Below are 25,467 nucleotides of genomic sequence, written 5' to 3'. Positions count from 1 at the left end.
TCATGAGTACAACTAAAAATTATGCAGGCATTCCAGATGAATTTGCGAATGCAGAAACTTCTAAAATCGTTCTTATTCCTGTTCCTTATGATGGTACAAGTACTTGGGGAAAAGGAGCAGATAAAGGTCCTGAGGCATTTTTACACGCTTCAGAACAAATGGAATTGTATGATATAGAAACAGAGACAGAGGTTTATAAACAAGGCGTATATCTTGCAGATCCTGTTACAGAAAGTGAGACGCCAAAAAAAATGGCTAAAGCCGTTCATGATATTACAAAAGGACATATAAAACGCAACAAGTTTGTAACCTTATTTGGTGGAGAACATTCAATATCTATAGGAGCTATAAGAGCTTTTAATGAGTGTTTTGAAGATTTAACAGTCTTACAAATAGATGCCCATACAGATCTTAGAAAGAAATATGAAGGCAGCAAATACAACCATGCATGTGCTGTTTATGAAGCTAATGAAACTACTAACCTTATACAAGTAGGCATACGTAGTATGGACATAGCCGAAACAACAGTAATGAATAAAGACAATGTCTTTTTTGCTCACGATATGGCAACAGATGATTATTGGATGGATAATGCTGTAGAGTTAATGACAGATAATGTTTACATCACTTTTGATTTAGATGCATTCGACCCATCAATCATGCCATCTACTGGAACACCAGAACCAGGAGGATTACTTTGGTATGAGACTTTAGAATTTCTAAAAAAGGTATTTACCGAAAAAAATGTGGTAGGGTTTGATATTGTTGAGCTTTGCCCAAATAAAAATGACAAGTCTTCAGACTTTTTAGCAGCTAAACTCTATTACAAGATGCTTACATACAAGTTTGAAAACGAAGCTATCGATGCAGCTTTTGATCACGAATCTGAATACAATGCATCACAAAAAAAACAACTTTCTAACAAAACACAACACGACGATTATGAGCAATAATAAACCAATTTCAAATTTTATTGAAAAATACTTCCTACACTTTAATGCTGCTTCTGTAGTAGATGCTGCTAAAGGGTACGAAACAAAACTTAACGAAGGCTCAAAAATGTTGGTGTCTTTGGCAGGTGCTATGAGTACTGCAGAAATCGGGAAGATATTTGCAGAGATTATACGCCAAGATAAGGTACATATCGTGTCTTGTACAGGTGCAAACCTAGAGGAAGATTTAATGAATTTAGTTGCGCATAGCCACTACAAACGTATTCCTAATTACCGTGACTTAACACCTCAAGACGAATGGGATTTACTTGAAAAAGGATTAAATAGAGTTACAGATACATGTATTCCAGAAGAAGAAGCTTTCCGTAGGTTACAAGAACACATTGTGAAAATTTGGAAAGATGCAGAAGCTAAAGGAGAACGCTATTTCCCTCATGAGTATATGTACAAACTTTTACTATCTGGAGTTTTAGAGGAGTATTATGAGATAGATTTAAAAGACAGCTGGATGTATGCTGCGGCAGAAAAGAATTTACCAATAGTTGTTCCTGGTTGGGAAGACAGTACAATGGGTAACATTTTTGCAAGCTACGTACTAAAAGGAGAGCTTAAAGCAAGTACTGTAAAATCTGGTATAGAGTACATGACATTCTTGGCAGATTGGTATACAGAAAACTCAAAGAACGGTATTGGCTTTTTCCAAATTGGTGGTGGTATAGCTGGAGATTTTCCTATTTGTGTTGTGCCAATGCTATACCAAGATATGGAACGTACAGATACACCTTTCTGGAATTATTTTTGTCAAATATCAGACTCAACTACCAGTTACGGTAGTTACTCTGGAGCTGTGCCAAATGAAAAAATTACTTGGGGTAAATTAGATATAGATACACCTAAATTCATAATTGAAAGTGATGCTACAATAGTAGTGCCATTAGTGTTTGCATATTTGTTGGAAATGTAATGAGTCTAAGAAATTGGTGTTAGTGTACTTTAAAATTTTATTTTTAAAAGAGATAATACTAAAACCTAATCCCAATTTCCTAATACATTCAAAATTAAAAAATCTTGTTTAAGACTGAAGTTCGCTATAGTAAACAACCATCGACCTAAACTATACCATAAATAAAATGGACATAAGTAAAATTGAAAATATTGAGCTGCAATACCTCACTATTCAAGATTATGAAGCTTTAAAAGAAGCAACATTACAATCTTATGGTGGTATCCCTAATTCGTATTGGAAATTAGAGGAAATAGGAAAGCTTATATCTATTTTTCCCGAAGGTCAAGTTATCATTAAGATAGACGGTAAAATTGCTGGTTGCGCGTTATCTATCATAGTAGATTATGACAAGATTGAAAACCAGCATACCTATGATGATATTACGAGTGATCCTACCTTTAAGATTCATGACAAAGATGGAGATGTCCTTTATGGGATAGATGTGTTTATAAAACCAGACTATAGAGGTTTGCGTTTAGGAAGACGTTTGTATGATTACCGTAAAGAACTTTGTGAAACACTAAACTTAAAAAGTATAGTGTTTGGTGGGCGTATGCCTAACTATCATTTGCACGCCGATAAATTTTCACCTAAACAATATCTAGATAAAGTAAAGCGTAAGGAGATTGAAGATCCTGTATTAAACTTTCAAATGTCTAATGATTTTCATCCAGTACGTATTTTAAAAGGCTACTTAGAAGGCGATCAGGCTTCTGGAGAGTTTGCTGTGTTAATGGAATGGGATAACATTTATTATACAAAACCTAGCAAGGCAGTTTCAACCAATAAAAGCGTGGTGCGTTTGGGATTAATACAATGGCAAATGCGTCCTTATAATGATTTAGACGAGCTATTGCATCAAGTTGAATATTTTGTAGATAGTGTTGCTGGCTACCGAAGTGACTTTGCAGTATTCCCAGAATTTTTTAATGCGCCATTAATGGCAAAATATAATGATTTAGGTGAAGCTGAAGCTATTAGAGAATTAGCAAAGTATACAAAGGAAATTACAAATAGATTGTCTGAGCTTGCCATATCTTATAACATAAATATTATTTCTGGTAGTATGCCAGAAGTAAAACGCAATAAGCTATATAACGTTGGTTACCTGTGTAGAAGAGATGGTAGTGTAGAGCGTTATGAAAAGATACACGTTACTCCAGATGAAGCTAAAGTTTGGGGAATGCAAAATGGTAACAAGCTTAAAACCTTTGATACAGATTGTGGTAAAATAGGCATCTTAATTTGTTACGATTCAGAGTTTCCAGAACTGTCTAGGTTATTGTCCGATGAAGGTATGGATATCTTATTTGTACCATTTTTAACAGATACACAAAATGGCTATTCTCGTGTTAGGCTTTGTTCTCAAGCAAGAGCTGTAGAGAATGAGTGTTATGTTGCTATTGCTGGTAGTGTTGGTAACTTACCAAATGTTCATAATATGGATATACAATATGCGCAAAGTGCTGTATTTACACCTTGTGACTTTTCATTTCCTAGTAATGGTATTAAAGCAGAAGCTACACCAAACACAGAAATGATTTTAGTGGCAGATGTTAATATAGATTTGTTGCGAGAACTGCATAATTTTGGAGCTGTTAAAAACCTTAAAGACAGACGTAAAGATTTTTATACACTGGAGCGTAAAAAGAAATAATACACAACCTGCAAACTTAGCTCTGGAGAGTTAATTTGTAAATTCATAGAGATTACGCAAAGTAATTTTGGGTAGCTCACTCAAATCAGTATCAAAATTTATTTTCTAATTACTTAAATGTATAAGGTACAATCTTACCAAGTAGCACAAGGCATCAATATTAAAATGGTGCGTGCAAAGTTAAATTACACACTCTTATTTGCTGAAGCAGATGAGTTATTTTATCAAATTAACGATTACCAATACCTGTCTATTTTTCAATTTGGAATTGTAAGTTTTTTCAACGTGTCAGACACAGAGATTAAAACGATAAAACACCAAATAAAAAACTTTGGAAGAGGACACGTAAAGGATAGTCTTACTGAAGATATTGTTGTAAAAATAACGCCAAACCTTCTTAAAGTATCCTTTAATGCTGTTGAGCTGCCTAGCTTGGAAGATGAAATGATACGTTTGGTAATGTTGCATACCTCACAATCTGTAGCATTAGATAGATACTCTGAAATTACAGAAGCATTGTTAGACGAAGCTAATGTTCATAGTGAAGAACTGGAGCGAAGTGGCCGACTTAAAATTTCAAGCAAGAACTTAAAGAAATTTATTGGGAAGACGTTAAATCTTAAAAACAGGATTTCTGAAAATCTCTATATTTTCGATTCGCCAGATGTTACTTGGGAAGACGAGCAGTTAGCAACACTAGATTATCACTTAAAACAAACATTCGATTTAAAGAACAGATACTTTGCTATTGAAAAGCGTATCACCATAATAAAGGAAAACTTAGAATTGTTTAAAGGCATTTGGGACCATAGAGAAAGCAGTACTTTAGAGTGGATTATTATCATCCTTATCGTTATAGAAGTGATTGATATGTTTGTGTTGAAGTTTTTTTAAAAAGTAAAAGCCCAAATATTACATTTGGGCTTTTTAATTAAACTAAGATTAGATTATTTCTCTTCCTCAGAAGCCTTTTTTGCTTCTTCAGCCTTCTTAGACATTGTACTTTTATGAAGTTCTCTGTCTTTGTCCTTGTCTTCTCGTGCTTCTTTTAAATCGTGAGCATTTTGTACTTCAACTTGAGTTGGGAATGGTAAATCTATTCCAGCATCATCCATTGCTTTTTGTGTGTCATGTAATACTTTAGACCACGTATGAACAACGCTTGCACGATCACTTTTTGTCCACCATCTTACTCTTATAGTTAACCAACTGTCTGCTTGATCCCAAACTAAAGTTTCAACAGGTTTTTCTGAGGTTACACCTTCAATAGAAGTAACTGTGTTTTTTAAGATTTTCATTGCTTCCATATAATTCTCATCATATCCAACACCAACGTCATATTGAGATCTTATATAATCATGTGCAGTTTTTACCTTAACAGAATTGTTATATACAGTGTTGTTTGGTATTACCACACGTTGCCCATCATAAGTAGTAATTATGGTAGATCTTACTTGAACTTTCTCAACAGTACCTTCGTAACCATTTACTTCAATCTGATCACCAATTTCAAAAGGCTGTCTCAATAAAATTAATATACCTGCCAACCAGTTTTGTAAGATATCTTGAAATGCAAATCCAATGGCTACAGAAGAAACCCCTAAGCTTGCAATTAAATCTGCTGGGCTTAAATTTGGAGCCATAATAGTCAATGCCAATGCTATACCAGCAATAGTAATAAGGTATCTTGTAAATGCACCTAATAAATCTCCAAAATTGCGTCTTCCTTTATTTTTAAGACCTCGTTTAACCAATTTGCCTATCCATCTTCCTAGGTAAAGCATGATAACGAAAACGGCAATACCTACAAGGATGTTAGGAAGCGCTTTTATAAAGCCATCTAACCAAGTATCTAATTTTTCGATTATAGATTGTGGATTTACATCTATTTCTCCAGTTTCATCTTTTGGAGTGTCTTGTAAGAGTAGTATTAATTGTGGAATAATCTTCATATATGTGTTTTCACACAAATTAATATTTTTAGATGAAGAGCACTCTTAATGAATGTTTAAAATTTGAAAGCAGCTTTTTTTGTTTTCAATTTTTCAACCAAATTGAAGGCTATAGTTAGGATTAAATTTAAAATGAACTTCCCTTAACTAATCAGGTTTAGATTCTATTTTAAATTTTTCAACAGCTTTTCTTTGTTCTTCTTTAACTACATATTTCTCGTGCTCCTCTTGTGCATAAAAGTCTTTTTTTCTGTTATACAAACTTTGTATGCCATCAGATTTTCCATAAATAGTCACTGTATCATTAGCAAGCATTTTAAACTCTCCCGAAGGTGAGCCATAGTAACCAGAATCCTTACGGTCTACGCCTAAAATTGTTATGCCTTCTTCTCGCAAGTTAAGTTCTTGTAATGTTCTGTTGCACATCCAGCCATCACTATCAACATTGGCTTCTATAACTTTAAAGTCATCTTTAAGGTGCAACACCGCAGCGTAGTCTTGTATTTCTAAATCGGTATAACGTTTCAACATTTTATTAATGATATTAGACAAGCCTCTGTTTACCCATTTACTTCTCACGGCCAGCCAAATTAATAGCATCCCGATTACAATAATTAAGAGGCCATACAGCCTAGAAGCAATAGTTTCTGGTAAGACAAACGTTAAGATTAAGGAAGACATTGCAGTTACAATACCAGCATTCCCAATAAGCATAAGATTATAAATAATCTTACGCCTTACGGGATGGTTCATTATGCTTTCTGTTTCATTAGTACTCATACCAGTGCCAGTATATGCAGATCTTGCTTGAAATTTTGCGCTCTCTGTAGAAAGACCTGTATGTACTAATGCTATTGCTGCAATTTTTGTGATTAGTGCAGAAATAGATACAATTAAAAATAAAGTGACAGCAGCAATCATAATGATAATGTTTTACTAGGAACTATTTATAAGTAGCATAAATGTAAAAAATATTTATGGTGAACTAATTGTAATAGCTATTTATGATTGCTTGTAAACCTATCAATTTTTAATTTTCGGGAAGTATTTCTTTCGTAGCCAAAACGATACTCTTACCAATAAGATAAGTGCAGGAACCTCAACCAAAGGCCCAATAACACCAGCAAAAGCCTGTCCAGAATTTAAGCCAAATACTGCAATAGCCACAGCAATGGCAAGCTCGAAATTATTACCAGCAGCTGTAAATGCTACAGACGCAGTTTTATCATACGATGCTCCAGATGCTTTAGTAAAGAAAAACCCAATAATAAACATTAGGGTGAAATAAATTAATAGTGGTACCGCTATAATTAATACATCTGTAGGAATTTTTACAATGAGTTCTCCTTTAAGAGAAAACATAACTATAATAGTAAACAGAAGTGCTATAAGCGTTAATGGTGAAATCTTAGGTATAAACACTTCTGTATACCAAGTTTCTCCTTTAAGTTTTACTAAAATAACACGACTTAAAATTCCCATGACAAAAGGGATACCTAAATAAATTGCTACACTTTCTGCAATAGTTGCGATTGAGATATTTACAATAGCACCATCAAATCCAAAATAGGGTGGAAGTACAGTTATAAAAATCCACGCGTAAAAACTATAAGCAAACACCTGAAAAATGCTATTTAACGCGACAAGTCCTGCACCGTATTCGCTGCTTCCTTCTGCAAGATCATTCCAGACTAAAACCATTGCAATACATCTGGCCAAACCTATTAAGATTAAACCAACCATATATTCTGGGTAATCACTAAGAAAAGTGATTGCCAAAACAAACATTAGGATAGGCCCAATTATCCAATTGAGCAGTAATGAGGTTGTAAGAATCTTAGTGTCTTTAAACACCTTTGGTAGCAAGCTGTAATTAACTTTAGCTAGTGGCGGATACATCATTAAAATTAATCCTATAGCAATAGGGATGTTTGTAGTGCCGCTATTAAAGCTATTTACAAATTTTGGAAATGTAGGTGAAAAGTAACCTATGGCTACACCAATAGCCATTGCTACAAATATCCATACTGTTAAATATCTATCTAAGAGGCTAAGTTTTTTTGTCTGTGACATTAGGCAGTTTTTAGTTGTGTAAATACATAAAACAGTTCTGTAGCAATTTGTTTACTACGTTCTAAATATTTTTCTTCTTGTTGAGGTGTATTATCAAAAGCTTTCGGATCTTCATACGTTAATGGTAACCTTAACGCAGCACCAGCTATAAATGGGCAACCACCATCTGCTTGTGAGCAAGTCATTATTGCGGCAAAACCACTTTCAGGGTTAAACGAGTTATCCAACGTTTTAGAAAACCCTATAATTGGATGGCTATTTTCTGAATATTTGATACTGTAATGAGAATTTTCTGCATTAGACAAGTTCTCTATTTTAAAACCAGTATTTCGTAATGTTTCTAAAACTGTAGGGAAGAGAGCCGTAGCCTCTGTTCCTGCAGAGTAACTTGTAATGGTCTTAAAATTGAAATGTTGAGCAATAGTTTGTGCCCAAATTTGAGAGAGGTGACTCCTACGTGAATTGTGTGTACAAATAAATGTAATATTGGCTTCTTTGTTTTCCTTTAATTGCTGTTGTAAAAAGTCGGCTAGTTTGTTTAAGCCCTCTTTACGCTCTGTGGCAATTGTAGTAGTGTCTAATGTTTCTAAAAAATTAGAGATTGGTGTGTATAAAGACATGGGTTATAGGTTTTAAGATTAGCAACAGCCGCTTCCTGGTGCACAAGAGTTTTCAGCTTGTAGTTCAGACATTTTTAATTTTGGCTTTTCTTCTGGAATACCACACTGGTCTTTAGCTAAACAATCTGTTTGTGTTGTAGTTAGTTGAAATGAGTTGTTTACAAACTCCAACCCAAATTTTCCAATAGTATCTCCTTGGTATTCAACTTCTATAGGCAGATTTTCATCTATCCCTAATTTAGTTTCAGAAAGCTCAATGATATGAACTAATTTTTCAGGATGTAATCTGTGATTATAATCATCTGCATTCCAAAGTTGAAAATTCACAACTTCTTCATGGCGTACAGTGCCACCACAGTCTATAAAGTGCTTAGTAACTTTTCCAACTTCTGTAACGTGAAAATGGCTTGGTACCAAGCTACCATCTGGCAACTTAAAACTAATAGTTTCTAATGTTTGTAATGCTGATTTTATTTCTGATAATGTCATAATATATGTTTATTTGTATATTGCAATAATACGATTAATAGAATCAAATTTTTTTTAACAACAATTAGATTTTGAGACATCTTGGTTTAAAAATGTAAACATTATACTTTTCATTTTTGCCCAATTTTCTGCATCTATACAATAACAAACGCTAGTGCCTTCAACTTGACCTTTAATAAGACCTAAATGCTTAAGTTCTTTTAGATGTTGAGAAATAGTAGGTTGTGCTAACCCAATTTCTTGAACCAAGTCTCCACAAACACAGGTGTCTATCTTATACAAATGCTCAAGTATTGCTACTCTGGCAGGATGCCCAAAAACTTTTGCATATCGTGCAATTTCGTTTTGGAGATCTGTAAATATTTCTGTTTTTGCTAAACCCATTAATTGTTTAATTTGTTCATTGCAATATTACGATAAATAATAATGTTATAAAACTTATTTCTAAATTTTTTGCAATAGTGTTGTGTGCATTGGGGTAAATGTTGAGTTTGAAATTCAAAAAAAAAACTTAAAACTAAATAATGCCTTAGAGTTTGGAGTAGTAGTATTTAGATTGAATTACTTCAAATTGGTGTTGAACTAATTCTTTACTGCAGGTGAATTTATGTTGGCAGTATTTACTTCTACTAGTTTCAATTTTTTATAATAGGCTTCTATTCTTGAATGTGCTGTGCCATCAACCAATAAAATAACGATTAACATTGCTATAGTTGTAATGCTTATTGCTCTCCAAGTAGGTGTACTTAAAAATATTATGAGCAAGGCAGCAACTATAATTATTATAGGAATTACTTTAAAAACAATAGTTCTGTATTCTTTTAGTGTTGCTTCAGATCGTGATATCTCCGAATCTAAAAATGTTTCAGCATTTGCGTGGTATTCTTTTTCAAATTGGCTAACCCTTTGAATGTTTGTATATAATAATCCGCTACCTATAATTAATAGTAAGATACCTGCAACCAAGGTTGGCATAATATAAGCTCTTGCAATTTCTGTTTTACCGAGTTGCCAAAACCCTATACTGGCAATTAAAAATGCAAATGCAAATAGAATAAAAAATTTAGTTGAAAAGACTTCTGCCTTCGCCCAATCTGTAGCTAGTTTTAAAAGGTCCATTGTTTAGTTTAATTTATATTTTTCTCTGTATTCTGTCGGGCTTATGCCTTCTTTCTTTTTAAATAATCGTGAAAAATAGGGTGGATATTCAAAGCCTAAATCATAGGCAACTTCAGAAATTGTCTTGTTAGGGTTTAATAATATATTCTTTGCTTCATCTATAAGATACAACTGCAAGTGTTCTGTTGAGGTTTTTCCTGTTTCTTTCTTAAGTGTATCACTCAAATAACGTTGTGAAACCGATAGTTTATCTGCAATATTCTCTATACTCGGTATTCCCTTTTCTGGTAATTGGCCAGAGTTAAAATATACATCTAATTGTTTATTAAATTGCTCCAACAGATTATTAGACAACTCTTTTCTATTTAAAAATTGCCTTTCATAAAAACGATTCGCGTATTTTAAAAGAGTGCTTAATTGCGAGATGATGATGTCTTTGCTAAATTCATCTTGGTTGTTCTGATATTCAATATCTATATTTTCAACAATCGATTCGATTTGTTTTTCCTCTTTGGGAGAAAGGTGTAAAGCTTCATTAACAGAATAGGAAAAGAAACCGTATTTTTTTAGTTGTTGAGCTAATTCTGTTCCCTTCAAAAAATCTTCATGAACGTTTATTGAAAAGCCTTTCTGTTCAAAGACTACGCTATCGTCCCATTGTAAAACTTGTCTTGGAGCAATACAAATTAAAGCTCCATTTGTAAAATCATATTTAGTTCTTCCATAGTTTAAATCTCCTTCAACATATTTTTTAAAACTAATAGAATAGCAATCATTTGTTATAGGTGGTGAACTCTCTCTTGGGCAAGGTAGGTAACCGCTGCCTTTAGAGTTAAATACGCTTAGCATTGGGTGCTCTGGTCGTGGTAGCCCTAAATAATCTAAATACGATGATAATGTTTTAAAGTGTTGCATACTACTAATTTAATTCTTTTTCAGCGTTCCTAAGTTAGTAACAATATTAGCTGGTCCTTCTGGAAACCAAGATCTTATTAAAAAATTAGGAATTGAACCTATAGGAATATAATCTGCATTGTAAGTAATTTTGGTTGTTGAGTCACTAATTTTCTCAAATTCATAAATTACCTTATAAGTTTTCATTCTATCAACATCAGATTTTTTATAATCATTCTTTACGGAAACTGCAGTAAAGATGAGTTTATCATCATCAATTTTAGTTCGACTTAGCTCAATAACAAGATCACTATTTGGTAATGGCCAAGGCGCATCAAAGAAATAGTAAGCTAACCATTGGTTGTCAGATATTTTTTTGAATTCTTCAGTTGTTGTTGTTCGCTCTATAAAATATTTATGATTGTCTGTATTGGAGAAATAAGCATCTAGTTCTTCAAGAGATACATTAGCAGTGGTTTGGGCAATGTAATAAAAGTGAGTTCCATTGTACTCTTTTACTAACTCATAGTTTACAACTGTTTTTCCGTCTTTAGATTTTTCTGTAGTCCAATTTCTTTCTTGAGAAAACAATCCAAGAGAGGTTAATAGTGCTATTATGGTGATGTATTTTATGGTATTCATAACCTTAAGCTTTAGTTGAAAATAATTAAGAATTAATATTCCATTTAACACCAGTTTCTTTTTCTGAAACTTCCCATAACTTTTTTGCCACAGTTTTATCTTTTGCATGTGGTTCTAACTTATGCGCACCTACAGGACCTGTCCAATTATTTTTACCGGTTGGGCCATAAAATTCACTTTGATCTAGGTTTGGTTCTGTTGCACACATTAATTGTGGGTAAGCACCCTTTTCAGCTGATTGTACTAAAGGTGAAAATTTCATTAACTGCCATACAAATCTTGTCATTAAACTACCGCTGGTTTTTATTAAAGAAGTTTTTGAAGCACCTGGATGACAAGCATACGCTTTTACATTAGTTATACCTGCTTCTTTAAGTCTATCTTGCAATTCATAAACACACATGATTTGCGCTAACTTACTTTGGCTATAAACACCGTTTGGGCTGTAGTTTTTATCCCAGTTTAGATCATCGAATTTAATGGTCTTAATTCCCATGTTATAACCCATACTACCTACGGTTACAATTCTACCATTAGATTTTTCAATGCGTGGAAATAATAGAGCTTGTAATGTCCAATTTCCAAAATGATTTGTTCCCATCTGGCTTTCCCATCCATCAACTGTAAGTGTTTGTTTAGGTACTTGAGCAATAGCAGCATTACAGATAAGAGCATCAATTTGTGAGACCGTTTTAAGAACTTCTGCAGCAGCGTTTTTAACTGAAACTTGTTTTGCTAAATCCATAGTGATGTTAGATACTTTTATAGCATTACCAAGTTCTTGTTTTAATGTAATTATGGTGTTTTCTGCTTTTTCTGGATTACGATTAAGCATGACCACTTTTGCACCTTTAGAAAGCAATATTTTTGCAGCTTCAAAACCTGTTCCGCTAGTAGTTCCTGTTATAACGTAGGTTTTTCCGTTTAAGTTATGAATGTTATCTGGAGTCCAACCTTTTTTACCGAATTGATTTGTTTTCATTTTGCCTGTTTTTTTATTTAAAAGAATAGAGCAAAGATCGGTTGGTAGCAGGCTAATTACTTTATACAGAATTTCAGATGTTGTATACTTTTTGGTGTATAGAGGTTTTGTGTAACTGAACTATTAAATACACTTACAAAGCGTTAATTATAAGTTCAAGAAAGACGTTATCCATTTCTAATGGATTTGAATATAATTGAATATTCTGTAGTAAAGTTAATGTGTTTGTTGTGCAGGATTTTTATTTATAATCTGGTAGACCTTATGAAGAAACTTATGTTTCTGTCCTGACGAGGTAAGCAAGAAAAACAAGGAATAAAAAACTCTAAGATCAAAAATATGACTCTTAGAGTATAGGATAATAGTGTCTAAATTTAATGTAGATAAAAGTTGTTTTTTACCTCAGTTCTTTGTTGCCTGTAGTTATTAATCCACTGACCAATCTAAAGCGTGTAAAATATCATTTAATCCAAAATAAATATAAATTTCACCGTTAGGCTTTATCAATATGTGATTTATTTTAAAATCGGAACTTTGAAAAAATAACTTTTCTATTAAATCATATTGGTCTAAATAGATGTGCTTCTTTTTATTCGGTTCAATTTGTGAGTCTTTGGTTCCAATTAAGAAAGATTGATATCGCTTGGAGTTGTTTTTTATCCATTTCCAATATTTTTTGTATTTGGAGTCGCTATAAATATTCTTATCATTCTCCCTATACAAATGTATCATAGTCTTTTTCTCTTGGTTAAATTCAGAACCAATAATTTTTGTCAAGAACATTGTTACTTGTTTTAACTGAATCGAATCAAGTTTCCCGATGCTTTTGTGAAGGTAAATTTTCTCTATAATTAACGAATCATTTTCAATAGTTCTAGTATAAATTTTTCTATTATCAAATGATTCAAATTGAGTTTTAGTTATTTGATTACCTTGAAAGTAATAGTGCGTTTCTTTATTTAAATCTTGACTAAAACAAGTTATTGAAATTAAAAATATTATTGTTGTTAGGGTTTTCTTCATAATTACAGGTAACGGTCTAGTATAACCGTCAGTTACGGGTTAATTTGCGTTAATTTTCGGTTTTGCACAGACTTTAGCAATTCCGAGTCGATTCGGACGTAGTCGAATCCGCCGTAATTGCGGTTATACATTGTTATATAGAAGTTGTACCTATATTCTCTCAATCTCACTTTAATAGCTGTATTACAGTATTTTACATATTTTTGTAAAGCAAAATAATGCAAAGAAATACAAGAAAAAGCACCTAATGTTATACCAAAAGTTGTACCTTAGTATCGCAATGCACCAGATTGCACACTATAAATCTAAGGGAAATTATGGCTTCGGTAAAGATTATTCTGAGAAAAGACAAGATAGACAAAACAGGCGATGCACCTCTATATCTAAGAGTAATTAAAGACCGTAGAACTAAGTTTATTTCTTTGAGTCTTAAACTTCATCCAAATGAATGGGATGATGACAAACAAAAGGTAAAGAAGAACCATCAAAACTCTACCAGGTTAAATGCTTATATCTCAAAAAAGGTAGCAGATGCAGAAGGGGAAATTGCCGACTTAGAAAGACGTAATCAATCCACCTCAGCAAGACGAATTAAAGAAGCTATCAAAGGCAAGCCTTTAATTAACTTCTTTGACTTTGCTTTTGACAGATGCGAGAAGCTAAAAGATACAGTAACCCTTTCCACTTACAGAAGTTATAAAAACAACATAGAGAAATTTGAAAGGTTTGTTGGCCATAGAGAATTGATGTTTGATGACATCACAGCCACAACCTTAAAAAACTACGCTTCTTATTGTAGTTCAAAATTAGGTAATAACAACACTACAATTAATTACGCTTTTAGAATCTTAAACTTAATGTTTCGTGAAGCTAAGAGAGAAGACCTTATTTCCAACGAATTAGCACCCTTTACCAAATTCAAGGTAAAGAAAAATAAAACCACTAAACGTTACCTAAATGCAGAACAATTTGATGCTTTTATGAATTTAGAGGTTCCAGACAAGCATAAAGCACAGGTCATTAAGGATATGTTTATTTTTTCGGTATTCTCTGGTGGTTTAAGGTTCGGAGATGTTATCGAATTACAATGGAAAAACTACGATAAGAAAAATCACCGTATCACTAAAACGATACGCAAGACCAAAAGGCAACACAGCATAAGAATAGGTCAAAAAGCTATTGATATTTTGGAGAAATACGCATCATATGATAACAGTCAAAACGATATTATTTTTCCATTTGCCAAGATAGACGAACAGTATTTTAAGGATAGAGAGCATAGAAGTTTAATTACCAATAGAGCAATTTCATTAAGTAATATGTATCTCAGTAGAATGGGTAAACAGTTGGAGCTACCGTTTAATTTATCCTTTCACATAAGCCGTCATACATTCGCTACAAGAGCCTTAAACAATGGTATGCGTATAGAACACGTCTCAAAATTAATGGACCATACAGATATAGGTATAACTCAAGTTTATGCTAAAATCATAAGTAGCGAATTAGATAATGCGGTAGATAAATACATCAATTAAAATATGTTTAATAAACCAATAAATAATATAGTTAAAGCGCATTTTGAAACAATGCGAAAGACAGCAAAAGAGAAAGCCGAAAAGGATTTTAATGATAAAATACTTAATGAAATTGATGGTTTAGATGACTTTGAAAAATTAAAGGTTTGTGTTGTAGAAAACGAAAAGAATAAAGCATTAAAGAAACAAGACCCACATCCTTACTACATAAATAATAGTGATGATTGGTTACTAACACAATTCGCAAATCGTCATTTTTTATTAAATGTTGATGAAACTGACGAGTTTATTCAATCGGTATATTTAGGTGATTATGGAAAATTAATTTTTGATAAAATAGATGAATTATTAAAGCATATACCCAAATTAACTTACAAAGATTTTTTAGCAGGTGTTCAATGCCAATATCTGGAAACTTTCGAGCATTATTATAATATCGAGGAAGAAGACTACTATAAAATTTCTAAATGGCAAATGAATGCTCTATTGGATATAGTTGAATATGACGTTAACAATTGTATTAAGGCATATCAAGAGCACTGCGCCACAATTAGAAACCCAATTAATTTCATTTCAAATGAACTCTCAATACTCGAAGAAGTACTTACAGAAACAATAAATGACACATCAGTCTTAAAACAAATTTTATCCAAACTTTATATTTTCAAGAATAACGAGATAAGCAAATATGATAACGATTTGCTATTAGAAAATTATCCTTTGTTTTTTAACGACGAAAACAACTACAGAAAGCTAAATCCTGACAATTTAAAAGAGCCTTTAAATAAAATTTCTAACAACGCTAAATCTATTGTTAGCAATGAGCTTACAATTTTTTATGTTTTGGATACCGTATTAAAATGGATGAAGAGCATCATTAAAGGAAAGTCCATTTATGAGCCTTTTGAATATATCGATTTAAAAGAGAAAATTAAAGAAGTCAGGATAGAGACTGAGAAAGAATATCAAAAAGAAATTGATGCATTAAATGAATTTTGTTTCAATGATGAGTCGATTACTTCAGAACAAAAAAAGGAATATTTAAGGGCGAAGTTTGGAGATGAGATTGATGCTTATAATAAAATTAAAGACAAAAGAATATTTTTCTTTTTAAGAGATGAAAATGAGGCATTATTGATTGAAAATTTAAGGTTTAGTTATGTTGTAAATAATTTACTCGATGAAGTTTTAGAAGAATTAAAAACAGCTTACAGGATTCTAAATGTAAGTTGGGAAATAACGGCCATTTTCTATGAATTATTTGATAGTAGAACAATGTACTATAAAAATGATTCAGGTTCTCATTTAATAATACATTCACTAATGAATGATATGGTGTTAGATAAAGACGATTACAACGAATTACATTCTTCAATGGATGTTTTCTTTCGACGCTTTCAGAATGATTCCGTGCCTTTGGATATTCACTTTATCAATCATCGTAATGTTCACTTGCGATTATTTGAGAAATGCATATCAAGACTTCAAAAGATATTAGATAATGCAGAACCAAATAATAAAGTTCTTTACATTCAATCAAGGTTAAAGGAATTAAAACAAAGAGAGTTAACGTTTAGAACCATTGCTGAAAGAAATAAAAGATTAGAAGGTAAAGAAGATAAATTTCCAAATTTATTTAAAGAGTTTTTATCAATAGAAGCAGATTTTATAAGAGAAACTTCCGTAATAGCACCATTGAGTTATTTGCCAGAAAATCCTAAAATATTAATTGATAAACCAAGGCTTGAAACATTTGAAGATTTGTTATCTACCGAAAAGCAAACCTATGTACTACAAATGTTAGAAGATTTATCAATAACAGTTGGTGGTAATTATGCATTATCACCAAAGAAATTGGGTGCTATAAGGGGTGTTATTGAAGCATTAAGGGAAAAGAAAATTATACCTCATTTAGGGCTTCATAAAGTTTATGTAATGTTTGCTGATAAAATAAATGCTTCAAAGAAATCCGAATTGGATGCATCTAATACATCTGAAGATTACAAAAAGGATGCAATAGAGTACATAAAAAACAACCCTCTGCACTAATTTGCAAAAAAGATAAGGGTTTTAAAAGGGTGTAACACATTTACCCTTTTTACCCGCTAAGGCTTTTTTCAGATTTGTTGGAGTAATCTAAAAATTATTTCAGCAAATGGAAGCAATCATTTTATCCAAAGACCAATACCAAGAACTTATAGGGCGTATTGACGAAATCAACTCTAAAATTGCAGATGCATCTAAGAAACCAGAAGATACCTTCTTAGACAATGCCGACTTCCTGCAACTTATGCATATTAGCAAGCGTACCGCTCAAACGTGGCGTGATGAAGGTAAAATATCATTCTCTCAAATTGGGAATAAGATATATTACCGTATGTCAGACGTACAAACGCTTTTAAATAAGAACTATAATAAGGCATTCAAAAAAGCACGCTAATAACTTCGGTTTTTAGCGTTTTTCTTTTTGAGGTTCTTATGCTTATGCATAGCCTACTTTGTACGATACCATTAAATCCAAAACGATTATAGATAACCTACCTAAAGTCTTTTTTGCAAACAAGTTGCAAAATGTAGATTGGGCAGGTTTCTTATGGCGTCCTATTCAGAACAAAAAGGCAAATGTTATAGGCTTTCAAAGTGAGTTGCAAAATATTCATCTAAAATTATACGGTAGCGAATTACAAATTGAGAACTCATTGCAAAAGTTCTTTATGGGCAACAACTATCAAGATTTCACTTTTACACAGGTTTTGACTGCGCTTGACACGCTCAATAATCATCTTCCTGTAAATATTTATAAAACCTCACTTTCAAGGGCAGATGTTGGTGTAGTTATCAATCACGATACCATAAAAGAAACAGATAGGTGGATAGATTATAAAAGCACTTTGCCTATTCCTATGATAAAAGGGAATGTTATTTATGGTAAAGAAATAAGAAAAACCAATTACAAATTTAAAGCCTACAACAAGACGTTTGAGGCTAAAAAGACCGCAGATGTAAAACTGGAAGAACAGTTAATGCGTGTAGAATTAAAAGGCAATTATCGATACTTTAATAATCGTGCTAATCCTTTAGGAATCTATTCGGTACAAGATTTAATAGACCCTATTAAATACAACCTACTTGCAAATGAATTGCTCAATTTTTATGCAAACATAAATAAGAAAACCAATCTTGACTTCTCTAATTGGTCAGCTAAAGAAACACGTCTTTATGGTTATATGAATTATGCCGACTCTGCACAAGCAATGAAATTACATCATAAGGAAACTCATAAAAAAGAACGAGGTCAGTATTTAAAATTACTATCTAAATATAAAGATGCAGAACAAGAAAGGTCAGTATTAAATAAGCTTAAAGCGAAAGTAGATTTCTCGATAAGAAACTGAGCCATTTTTAAGACGTGTAGTATAGTCTAAAAATGGGGTAATTTAAATCATTTGCATTTCAAACGCTACTTCCTTAAAGCTATCTTCTAAATCTATTAGTTTATAGTAATCTGAGTTAATAAAATTACATCAAATGCTAATCGTAGTATGTTGCTTAAAATGAATACTAAAATTAGCTTTCACCATATTATAAATAGCATTAATAAATGGAAGATTTACTACAACATTTTGGAAATAATATACGACGATTGAGGAAAGAACAAGGTTTTTCTCAAGAAGAATTAGCGCATAAGGCAGATTTACATAGAACATACATCGGAATGATCGAAAGAGCGGAAAAGAATATAACCCTACTTAATATTGGTAAGATTTCAAAAGCATTAGATGTGGAAATTAAAGAATTATTCTAATGGCTAAACAAAAAAAATACGGTTTCAGAACACCAATACGTAGAACAACTAAAAACATTACAGGAAATAAAGTAGGTGGAGTTTTAACTGGAAGTGAAGCCGAGATTAAGTACTCTAAAAAAATAATTATAGATAAAACACTTACTATACATTATAAAATACCAAAAGAACTGGCAGTAAGTTTATTCAATTCAAATATTGGAATTGCAGCTTTAGGAGGCTATTTTTTATCCAGTAAGGATATAAAAATTTTATTTTCACTAAACGTCAGCGGCAATGAGAGTAAAATTGAATATAATCTTTCTGCAAATCGATACGAATCCATAGGTCACGACTTAGAGGTAGATTTAGATGAAGACTTTTCAGTTATTAATGCGAGTATAGTATTTGAATGTTCAGAAAGAGTATCTGTAAATTACACACACTTTGGTATCGGCTTTGTTAATAAGGATGCTTATATTGAAAGTGAAGAAGCATACAGACATTATTCAAATTCCAAAAAAAGAATTTGTTTTCCAGAACAATTCTATTTTGACAATTATGTAGAGTTTGATAATTCGTCAGAAGGCAGTATAATTCTTACAAAGTCCTGTAATCGTTGCCAAAGATTTCTTCCAATAAATCCGTTTAATCAGCGGCAACAATTAGCATTTTCGAACCATTGTACAACAAAAGCACCTTGCACACATAAAGGGTTTTCCATTTATAACATTGTCTCAAATAATATCTCTGAAGACTCTTTAATTAGTTTTCAAAAAAAATTGTTAGATAAAGGTTATTCATTTGAGGATGGTAATTTAATATCTTATTTTGGTCATCAATTGGAATGCAAAGCTTGTAAGAAATTCTTTGTCAATGCAGCTCTAAATCATTTACGTTCAAGTAGTCAGCATAGGGAAGACTCACTTCGTAGAAGGGCATTTGAATTATTATCTTGCAGGTTGTTAGATAGGAAATGGATATATCACGAGTTTAGAAAAAATACAGGTAAAGAATTTGATAAATACATTTTCGATAAATTCGAAAAAAGCTGTTTCAAGTGTGGTGTCGCCATTAAGTCTTCAAAAAAAATGCATCTCGATCATACTATGCCATTATCGCACTTATACCCATTAGACGAATCTGCTACGTGTTTATGTGCTTCTTGTAATTTAGCAAAAAGCGATATGTTTCCTATAGATTTTTACACAGAAAATGAATTAGAACGTTTATCAGTTTTGACATCACTACCTCTTGAATTATTAAAATCCAGGTCGCCAAATGAATTAGTTATTACTGAATTGAAAAATAAAATTTTATGGTTTATCGATGACTTTCTAAATCATCCCGAATACATTAAGCTTAGGGATGGTAAAAAAGCAGCCGACTCAATACTCCATTCTGTAAATAAAGCAGTTTCAAAAAGCTCTAATCCTTTTAATATAATTAATATATACAATGAAGCAAAGGGCTAATACATTACTAAGTATTGATGTGCGCTAACAGTTCCTTTATCTTTAATTCCGTGTTTTTCTAAAAGTGTAACATCTTCATCAAATAACTCTATATTTTTAAAATACGACTTCGCTAATGCCTCTAACTCTTGCCCCATATTTTTCTTTTTGCTTTTTCCTAAATGAAACACAACAACTCCATTCTTACTTAATCTTTCTTTAGATTGTTGAAAAATGCTATCGTACAACTGGAAATTTTTCTTTTGTTTTTCTCCTACAAAATTTTGTTTCTTTATATCAAAATCATTTTTTTCCCATCCTAAAAACCAACTTCTTAACCAATGAACTAAGTAAAAACGAGTGCTATCAAAAAATGGAGGAGATGTAATAATTGCGTCTATATTGTTGATTTCATCATTCCAAGGTTCCAATATATCTTGCTCATATACATTACCTTCAATAAAATTATCGCTTTTTACTTCAAGAAAAGATCTCGACATTTTCTCATAGAGTTTTTCTGTCAAAGATTTATACTCATATATTCCAGTTGGACTATATGGTGTTATAGAGTGAGATCTTCTACTTAAAGCATATGGTCTATTACCGTGAAGTATATGAAGTAATGCTGATAAAACATAATGATAATTTGCATCCTTGTTTGCGTAAGTCATAAAAAATTTACGAGCTATACAAATCTCTTTGAGAGTTTCTTCGTGATAATACTCTATTAAACTCTTATTAAAGCCAAAATCTTGTGCCAATGCTAACTGATCATCTAAAACATTTGTTTGTGCTAAATAATCCACAAGCTCATCAAATATTTTAGTACAACCTTCTTTACTTTGATTCTGTATTTTTGCAGTAGTTAAGGTTATAGAAATAGGGTTTATATCAAGAGCATATGATTTTCTATTGTTAAGAGATGCCTCAAAGGGAATTGTTCCCGATCCAGTAAAACAATCAAATACATTATCACCTTCTGAAGAAAACGTATCTACCAAATGATGTGAAATTGCAGGTTTTAATTTCCCATAAAAAGAGCACAGTGAATGCTGTTTATTTCCCCAATTCCTCTTATTAAATGGTGCTTCTTTAAAGGGTGGTCTAATCTTAAAATCGTCCCATTTTTTTAAATCAATCATTTTTCAGCTACAATTAAACATTGTTTAACAATTCTTCCACTTTTAGATCTACGGTCTCTTAATTTTAAATTATCGATAATAGTGAATCCTTCATTTTTAAATAATTCAATTAATATTAAATCTGTTGGTATATGTTGATTAGCATAAACACTATCACCAATATCAAGAAATACTTTACCTCCTTTTTTTAAGTATTTATAAAAATTCTCAATAACTATTTTCATATCAAAGAAGTAATCGGTAATCATTTTAGGAATTCTTTTGTCATACCACAAATCTTTATTGTCTAATATGTCCTGTATAAAAGGAATAATGATTTTTTTTTCTTCTTTTGAAACATCATTTATTCCAGCTGTCACTACTTCTTTTCTAAATCTTGACAAGTCTTTTTTTTCTTTCAGGTATCCTAAAAACCATAATTCTAATTTTGTATTTCTAATATAATTAGTGCCATTTAAATATGGTGGGCTGGTAATTATTGCGTCAATTTTTTCTTCATAACCATTCATATAAACCTTTGCATTAGTATTTCTTTCTAAGGTAATTTTGTTTTCACTGCTATTAACCTCATTTAGATCATCTGCAATAACTAACAATTTAGCTTTTAATAATGTTATTATACTTGGTATGTTATTTTTTTCTTTACCTCTTTTATACCTAATATCTCCTGCTCGTTTTAACAAGGATGCAGGTAACAAGCAATTACATACTGCAATCCTCAAAAACTGTTTCGTATTTTTATTATCTATACTTTTTATGTAGTTACTTAACTTTAATACTGCACTAAAATTTTCTTTTTCAAAATAAATACTTCTTCCAAAAACTTTATCATAGTATTCTTTAAGATTCTTATTCTCAGTAGTATTATTAAGTATGGTTTCAATGTTTTGTGAAATGGTATAAAGCTCTTTTTTAAAAGAAGCTTTATCAATATCTGTTAAATCAAATGTTGAAATTTTCAAATCAGTCAATTCCAATAAAAATGGATTTACTTCGGAATATAAACAATGTATTCCATTGCGTTTGCTAAAAACAGGCACGGTTCCAGAACCTGAAAATGGCTCGTACAAAAATTTCGGTGACTCACTCATACTATTTAGAATATTTTCTATAAAGGTTTCAGAAAATCCTTCCAAATATGGGAACCAATTATGTAAAGGCTCTTTTTTAGCGTCTGTATGGGTCACTTCTTTACTAAGCGTTAAGCTTGTAGTTATTTTAGTTAAATCTAACATATAAAATCGGCTAATTATAGTATGCAAAAATAGATTTATACTATTGAAATGCAAAATATTATTTATGTTAAATTTTACCTCCTTAATGTCAGCAAATTGACTTGTTTTTCTAACACTATTAATATTGGATATTTTATTAGTAACAAGGCAATACCCACACAATAAAATCCAGTTTATTGCTAAGGCAAGAAACCTCTGTATTTTATTGTGTTCAGCTCGCCACCGCATTGTTGTTTTTATGTCACGGTAATTGTACCAAAGCTATAATAGCACATTACTTTTTCTTCGTGCCTCAAAAAAATAAAGAGCCATTGCCTACGCTCAAACAATTACAGCGCCATAAAAACAACCCTAAGCTATGTTTACATAATAGAAGTTATAGTAGCAAACGGCGCTTTAATAGGTTTGCTACGCAGTGATAATGCATTTTGTAGCTATAACTGCTATTATGTAAAATATCCGCTCAGCCAATGCGCACATCCGAACTCGACAATTAAAGCACTTATCTCATTCGAACTGCACAAAACCATCACTAAGTCCAAGTTTTCCTTAGCTCAAGTCTTTGTTTGTCTCATTTCGTTAAGCACATTAATTGTCCACTTTTCCCCACCACCCAAGAAATAGGATATAAAAAAATAGGTTTATAAAGTGTAGTCATACGCCATAGCACATTACTTTTTATCGTACCTCAAAAAAGCAATACGCTATCGTCTATAAGTCCTGTAAGAGTAGCTTATTTAAATGCTGTTTTATCAAACAACTATTTAAAACGCTACACTTACAAACGCATCACCCAACGCTCAATTCGGAATAGACCTACTTTTTTAAGTGTCAATTCCCCAGAAAAGCGGAACATCAAGGGAACTTAATAGGATTTTTGAGAATATACTCAGTAGCCATTCTTTCAATATCGCTTGTAGTAGTTACTTTGTTTTCCAATACCCAAGAATCTATATCTTTTTTATCGAAATAAAGCCTTTTGCCACGTTTTGCGTGCGGTATCTCTTTAGTACTTGTCATTTTGTATAAAGCCGATACAGATAGGTCTAAATAAGCTGAAACTTGCTTTATGTTCATAATAGGAGTCGTGGCAATTCCAGTCTCGTTGATATTACTTGCTCTGTAAATGTTTTCAAGTAAAGTTTCAATACGTTCTAATCTTTGATTGATAATTTCAAAAGGATTTTCCATAGTCTTCGATTTAAATTCAGGCTTCAAAAAATAATAAAAAAGAAATCAAAGATATGTGGCTTCCTTCGCCCACCGCACAATGACAAAAAGGTCAAGCCCTACGGGTTTTGGATAAAACTTTTTCTAATATACTATTGTGTTTAGTTTAATACATTTTGCTAAGAAAAACTTTTACCCAAAAACCTTGTCGCCATTAACCACGCCACAATTCTATATTGCTTTCTTTTTTTTCATTTTTTCTTTTAAAAATATATAGGGGCAAAGTAAAAGAGGGCAAACAAAGGCAATCACAACGAGAAGATGTAAAAGCCTTGCAGAAGATTTTATATTTGCTTAAAGGACAAAACGAAAGTATTGTTTAGTCCGAATTAAGTCCGTACCAAGTTCGAATAAGTAATTTTTAAATCTACATATGTTATGGGCAAAATCTCTCAAGGAATTTTAGGAGGACTATCTGGTAAAGTTGGAAACGTTATCGGTGGTAATTGGAAAGGAATTGATTACATCAGAATCAAGCCTTCAAGTGTTGCGAATCCAAGAACGGAAGGGCAAGTAAATCAAAGAACCAAATTTTCAAGCGTGTTGGAATTTCTTCAACCGAATAAAGCTTTTTTAAAGGTCGGTTACAAAAATTTCGCTAATAAGAGGACAGAATTTAACTCTGCGATGTCTTATTTGCTAAATAATGCCATTACCGGTACAGCACCCAATTTTACGGTTGACTATACTAACGCTCTTTTGAGTAGAGGAAGTCTCTCAGGCGTTTTAAATGGCGTTACAGACCTATCAAATGCAGGGCAAGTTGATTTTAGTTGGGGAGATAATTCAGCGGAAGGGAATGCAAGCTCAACTGATAAAGCAATGGTGTTGGTTTACAACCCATCCAAGAAAGAATCTATTTATATTCTTGATGGTGCAGTTAGAACTGCTGGAACACAGACAGTAACAATACCAAACACCTACGCAGGAGACACAGTAGAGCTATTTATGGCGTTTGTTTCGGCAGATGGTAGTCAAGTATCAAACAGTATCTATTTAGGCTCTGGTACGGCGAATTAATAACAACTAAATAGAAATAAGAAAACCGCTCTAAACAGGAGCGGTTTTTTGTTGTCTATACTTGTTTTAGAGGGGTACAGCATAAGGTGTAAAAAGTTATACCTATGTTGTACCTTTTTTGTTTTTAAATAATAAAACCCTTTATTCATAGGTGTTATGAGAGTTACTTAATATAATACATTGTTACCTGCTGGCTTTTTTTATTCATTTATTTCTTTTACTTGTTTTTCCAAGTCCGCAATTCCATTAAACTTTTTAAAGTTCAAGTCTTTTTCTATTGATTTTAATTCAGACGTCAATTCTAAAATCAAGTCCAATGGCTCAACTTCGTGTCCTAATAGATTTTGGTCAAATTGAGTTCCGATTAGTAGTCCATCATTAGCCATTCCAATACACCAATTTTCCATAAATTCGGCTAATGGAATTTCGGATACTTTGTATTTTTTCCAATCGTCTTTTGCACAGGATTTCGCTCTAACTTTTTCTGCCCAAAAACATATCATTCCGATTGGTTTTCCGACATCATCTTCGTATTGAGTTGAACTTGATGTTGCATATCCATTTTTACTTTTTAGTCCATAAACTATTTCGCTATCAGAAACTGTCTTGACGAATCTCAGGTGTCTGGTTTTTAGCGTAATAAAGTCTTGGAACATA

26 protein-coding genes are annotated in these 25,467 nt (G+C 32.2%); 11 read left to right on the top strand and 15 right to left on the bottom strand.

Going from position 1 to position 25,467, the window contains the following annotated elements:
* Nucleotides 1–2: 2 nt before the first annotated feature.
* The 4 genes from speB to CA2559_RS00510 all read left to right on the top strand — a co-directional run bounded on the left by speB (nt 3) and on the right by CA2559_RS00510 (nt 4,510).
* Nucleotides 3–953: an agmatinase gene (gene speB, locus CA2559_RS00525; protein ID WP_013185874.1), complete on the top strand. Its 951-nt coding sequence runs from the start codon at nt 3–5 to the stop codon at nt 951–953.
* Nucleotides 943–1,917: a deoxyhypusine synthase family protein gene (locus CA2559_RS00520; protein WP_013185873.1), complete on the top strand. Its 975-nt coding sequence runs from the start codon at nt 943–945 to the stop codon at nt 1,915–1,917. The genes speB and CA2559_RS00520 overlap by 11 nt, the downstream gene beginning before the upstream one ends.
* A 166-nt stretch (nt 1,918–2,083) precedes the next feature.
* Nucleotides 2,084–3,616, top strand: a complete 1,533-nt coding sequence (locus CA2559_RS00515; protein ID WP_013185872.1) for a bifunctional GNAT family N-acetyltransferase/carbon-nitrogen hydrolase family protein — start codon at nt 2,084–2,086, stop codon at nt 3,614–3,616.
* Between the two features lie 117 nt (nt 3,617–3,733).
* Complete coding sequence (locus CA2559_RS00510; protein ID WP_013185871.1) at nt 3,734–4,510, top strand: RMD1 family protein; 777 nt, start codon at nt 3,734–3,736, stop codon at nt 4,508–4,510.
* 53 nt (nt 4,511–4,563) lie between these two features.
* Here CA2559_RS00510 and CA2559_RS00505 read toward each other — a convergent pair whose 3' ends face one another.
* From CA2559_RS00505 to CA2559_RS00455, 11 genes are all read right to left on the bottom strand, one after another.
* Entirely contained in the window at nt 4,564–5,568 is a 1,005-nt protein-coding gene (locus CA2559_RS00505; RefSeq protein WP_013185870.1) for a mechanosensitive ion channel family protein, read from the bottom strand.
* A 147-nt stretch (nt 5,569–5,715) separates the two neighbouring features.
* Entirely contained in the window at nt 5,716–6,489 is a 774-nt protein-coding gene (locus CA2559_RS00500; protein ID WP_013185869.1) for a TrkA C-terminal domain-containing protein, read from the bottom strand.
* 102 nt (nt 6,490–6,591) lie between these two features.
* A complete protein-coding gene (arsB, locus tag CA2559_RS00495; protein ID WP_013185868.1) occupies nt 6,592–7,641 on the bottom strand; it encodes an ACR3 family arsenite efflux transporter in 1,050 nt (349 codons plus the stop codon).
* A complete protein-coding gene (locus CA2559_RS00490) occupies nt 7,641–8,261 on the bottom strand; it encodes an arsenate-mycothiol transferase ArsC (RefSeq protein ID WP_013185867.1) in 621 nt (206 codons plus the stop codon). The genes arsB and CA2559_RS00490 overlap by 1 nt, the downstream gene beginning before the upstream one ends.
* An 18-nt stretch (nt 8,262–8,279) precedes the next feature.
* Nucleotides 8,280–8,750, bottom strand: coding sequence for a DUF6428 family protein (locus CA2559_RS00485; RefSeq protein ID WP_013185866.1), 471 nt, complete (start codon nt 8,748–8,750; stop codon nt 8,280–8,282).
* A gap of 54 nt (nt 8,751–8,804) precedes the next feature.
* Nucleotides 8,805–9,134, bottom strand: a complete 330-nt coding sequence (locus tag CA2559_RS00480; protein WP_013185865.1) for an ArsR/SmtB family transcription factor — start codon at nt 9,132–9,134, stop codon at nt 8,805–8,807.
* Between the two features lie 198 nt (nt 9,135–9,332).
* Entirely contained in the window at nt 9,333–9,869 is a 537-nt protein-coding gene (locus tag CA2559_RS00475) for a hypothetical protein (protein WP_013185864.1), read from the bottom strand.
* A 3-nt stretch (nt 9,870–9,872) separates the two neighbouring features.
* Nucleotides 9,873–10,784, bottom strand: a complete 912-nt coding sequence (locus CA2559_RS00470) for a helix-turn-helix domain-containing protein (protein WP_013185863.1) — start codon at nt 10,782–10,784, stop codon at nt 9,873–9,875.
* A gap of 9 nt (nt 10,785–10,793) precedes the next feature.
* Entirely contained in the window at nt 10,794–11,405 is a 612-nt protein-coding gene (locus tag CA2559_RS00465) for an SRPBCC family protein (RefSeq protein ID WP_013185862.1), read from the bottom strand.
* A 25-nt stretch (nt 11,406–11,430) separates the two neighbouring features.
* A complete protein-coding gene (locus tag CA2559_RS00460) occupies nt 11,431–12,387 on the bottom strand; it encodes an SDR family NAD(P)-dependent oxidoreductase (RefSeq protein WP_013185861.1) in 957 nt (318 codons plus the stop codon).
* Between the two features lie 426 nt (nt 12,388–12,813).
* Nucleotides 12,814–13,410, bottom strand: a complete 597-nt coding sequence (locus tag CA2559_RS00455; RefSeq protein ID WP_013185860.1) for a hypothetical protein — start codon at nt 13,408–13,410, stop codon at nt 12,814–12,816.
* A 317-nt stretch (nt 13,411–13,727) separates the two neighbouring features.
* Here CA2559_RS00455 and CA2559_RS00450 point away from each other — a divergent pair, with 317 nt between their 5' ends.
* From CA2559_RS00450 to CA2559_RS00425, 6 genes are all read left to right on the top strand, one after another.
* A complete protein-coding gene (locus CA2559_RS00450; RefSeq protein WP_013185859.1) occupies nt 13,728–14,945 on the top strand; it encodes a site-specific integrase in 1,218 nt (405 codons plus the stop codon).
* A gap of 3 nt (nt 14,946–14,948) precedes the next feature.
* A complete protein-coding gene (locus CA2559_RS00445; protein WP_013185858.1) occupies nt 14,949–16,994 on the top strand; it encodes a hypothetical protein in 2,046 nt (681 codons plus the stop codon).
* Between the two features lie 106 nt (nt 16,995–17,100).
* Nucleotides 17,101–17,385 carry a helix-turn-helix domain-containing protein gene (locus CA2559_RS00440; protein ID WP_013185857.1) on the top strand — a complete coding sequence of 95 codons (285 nt, stop codon included), beginning with the start codon at nt 17,101–17,103 and terminating at the stop codon, nt 17,383–17,385.
* Nucleotides 17,386–17,443: 58 nt separating this feature from the next.
* Nucleotides 17,444–18,340 carry a hypothetical protein gene (locus tag CA2559_RS00435; RefSeq protein WP_013185856.1) on the top strand — a complete coding sequence of 299 codons (897 nt, stop codon included), beginning with the start codon at nt 17,444–17,446 and terminating at the stop codon, nt 18,338–18,340.
* Nucleotides 18,341–18,546: 206 nt separating this feature from the next.
* Nucleotides 18,547–18,750, top strand: a complete 204-nt coding sequence (locus tag CA2559_RS00430) for a helix-turn-helix domain-containing protein (protein WP_013185855.1) — start codon at nt 18,547–18,549, stop codon at nt 18,748–18,750.
* Nucleotides 18,750–20,204: a hypothetical protein gene (locus CA2559_RS00425; RefSeq protein ID WP_013185854.1), complete on the top strand. Its 1,455-nt coding sequence runs from the start codon at nt 18,750–18,752 to the stop codon at nt 20,202–20,204. The genes CA2559_RS00430 and CA2559_RS00425 overlap by 1 nt, the downstream gene beginning before the upstream one ends.
* Here CA2559_RS00425 and CA2559_RS00420 read toward each other — a convergent pair.
* From CA2559_RS00420 to CA2559_RS00410, 3 genes are all read right to left on the bottom strand, one after another.
* On the bottom strand, nt 20,201–21,325 hold the full coding sequence (locus CA2559_RS00420) for a DNA methyltransferase (protein WP_013185853.1): 1,125 nt from the start codon (nt 21,323–21,325) through the stop codon (nt 20,201–20,203). The two genes, CA2559_RS00425 and CA2559_RS00420, sit on opposite strands and share 4 nt — an antisense overlap.
* On the bottom strand, nt 21,322–22,560 hold the full coding sequence (locus CA2559_RS00415; protein WP_013185852.1) for a TRM11 family methyltransferase: 1,239 nt from the start codon (nt 22,558–22,560) through the stop codon (nt 21,322–21,324). The genes CA2559_RS00420 and CA2559_RS00415 overlap by 4 nt, the downstream gene beginning before the upstream one ends.
* An 855-nt stretch (nt 22,561–23,415) precedes the next feature.
* On the bottom strand, nt 23,416–23,751 hold the full coding sequence (locus CA2559_RS00410) for a helix-turn-helix domain-containing protein (RefSeq protein WP_013185851.1): 336 nt from the start codon (nt 23,749–23,751) through the stop codon (nt 23,416–23,418).
* 417 nt (nt 23,752–24,168) lie between these two features.
* Between CA2559_RS00410 and CA2559_RS00405 the strand changes: the two genes are divergently transcribed.
* The gene (locus CA2559_RS00405) at nt 24,169–24,810 is read left to right on the top strand and encodes a DUF6266 family protein (protein WP_013185850.1); all 642 of its coding nucleotides are present in this window, start codon (nt 24,169–24,171) and stop codon (nt 24,808–24,810) included.
* 200 nt (nt 24,811–25,010) lie between these two features.
* Here CA2559_RS00405 and CA2559_RS00400 read toward each other — a convergent pair whose 3' ends face one another.
* Nucleotides 25,011–25,466, bottom strand: coding sequence for a DUF2750 domain-containing protein (locus CA2559_RS00400; protein ID WP_013185849.1), 456 nt, complete (start codon nt 25,464–25,466; stop codon nt 25,011–25,013).
* Between the last annotated feature and the right edge of the window lies 1 nt (nt 25,467).

Source organism: Croceibacter atlanticus HTCC2559 (assembly GCF_000196315.1).
GTDB classification, from domain to species: domain Bacteria; phylum Bacteroidota; class Bacteroidia; order Flavobacteriales; family Flavobacteriaceae; genus Croceibacter; species Croceibacter atlanticus.
The sequence above is the reverse complement of the archived record's forward strand: the minus strand, read 5'-3'. Positions and strand labels throughout refer to the sequence as shown.